This is a genomic window from Streptosporangium sp. NPDC001681, from assembly GCF_040298085.1.
Lineage (GTDB): Bacteria > Actinomycetota > Actinomycetes > Streptosporangiales > Streptosporangiaceae > Streptosporangium.
Window position 1 is genome coordinate 1 of the sequence record NZ_JBEOZN010000313.1, and the last position, 1,608, is coordinate 1,608.

The window sequence follows — 1,608 nt, forward strand, 5'->3', positions numbered from 1 at the left end:
AGGGGCTGGAGCCGCTCACGGAGACCACCTGGTAGCGGTAGAAGCCGGGCGGGCCGGTGTAGCTGATCTGCTCGTCGGGGCCCGCGCCCTCGGAGCTGGCGACGGTGGTCCAGCTCGACCGTTGCCATCTTTGGAGGTAGAGGTCGAAGTCGACGCCGTCACCGCCGTCCAGGCAGGCGGAGTGCGTACCGGCGACGGCGGCCCGGTAGTACCGGTTCGGCTGGGAGACGGACTGACCGTTGTTCAGCGTGCCGGTATAGGTCTTCGGGTAGCCGGTGCAGACCGCCGGAGCGGGCGAGGCGGCGCCCGGCGGGGTGGCTGCGCTGCCGGTCAGCAGGGTCAGGTCGTAGGCGGTGAGGATCTCGTTGAGCGGCTGGAAGTAGGTGACGCCACCCGTGGTGCAGTTGCCGGAGCCGCCGGAGGTGACTCCCTGGGCCTGGTCCACCGAGATGAACGAACCACCCGAGTCACCCGGCTCGGCGCAGACACTGGTACGGGTCAGCCCGTGGATGGTGCCCTGGGGGTAGGTGACGCTGGCACTGAGCTGCCGGATGAGACCGCAGTGCCAATCGGTGGTGGAGCCGGACCGGCAGATCGAGGCACCCTCCAGGGCCGGCCTGGAACCGGCGACGGGCACGATGCCGCCACTGCCGTTGCTCACCACCGGCCTGGGCGTCCAGCCGGCGTTCACCGCGACCCAGGCATAGTCGTTCTCGGGAAAGGACGACGCCCGGAAGACCCCCTGGGGCACCCGGTCGAAACCGGTGGTGGCATCACCCGTCTTACCGCAGTGACCGGCACTGACGAAACCCGCCTGGGTCCCGCGCATCACCGAGAAACCGACGGAGCAACGATTCGAACTGCCGATGTAGTAGGCGTCACCACCCTGCACGTCAGTGAGGAGCCGGGGCCGCTCGGTGGACGGCACCACCTTCACCACGCTCGAGTCGGCCCCCACTGCCTCCACGAGATCCTCGGTTGCCAGGGGGCTCTTCGACAGGATGACGATCCTGTTGTTCCTGGCGTCGACGAAGCGCACATCGCCCCCTCCGCCACGTCCCGGCAGGTCCACGTTAAGGTCACTGATGAGCCCGGCGAGTTCGGTCAGCGACCGTTTGACGAGTTCGGCTCTGGCGCCCGCCGCGACGATGGTGGGGAGGTCGGCGGGCTTGGTGGTGGCCACCACGAGAGTCTGCGAGATGGTTCCCATCAGCCACGAGCCGCCGAAACGCTCGCCGAGCGCCTCGCGGAGGTCTGCCTCGATCCCCGACATACGGATCTCATTGGCCAGACGTGCCCGCACCTGTTCCTTGGTCAGGCCCAGGTCGCGTTGGAGCGCCTCCAGCATGCCCGACGGCGGTTTCCAGGCGGGCGCGGTGACCGGAACGTCCTGCGCCCGGGGTCCGGCGGCGACGGCCGGCACGCCCGCCAGGGTGAGCGCGGTGACCACCAGCACGCAGCCCGTGGCGACGACATGTCTGCGGGACATGAATCCCTCCTCGACCTCGGCTTTCACAGCAAGAGGGGGAGAGCGCCCCACGGGCAACGCCACCCTAATCCAGCCGTTGCCTCCAAGACCCCCAAAAGCCACACGCCACGCGGCAGACG

Annotated in this window: 1 protein-coding gene; it reads right to left on the minus strand. The window is 68.8% G+C overall.

Annotated features, from left to right (window positions below; translation table 11 throughout):
• Positions 1 to 1,489 (minus strand): S1 family peptidase (locus ABT130_RS47555; protein WP_350966495.1); only part of this gene is annotated, 1,489 nt, incomplete at its 3' end.
• Between the last annotated feature and the right edge of the window lie 119 nt (positions 1,490 to 1,608).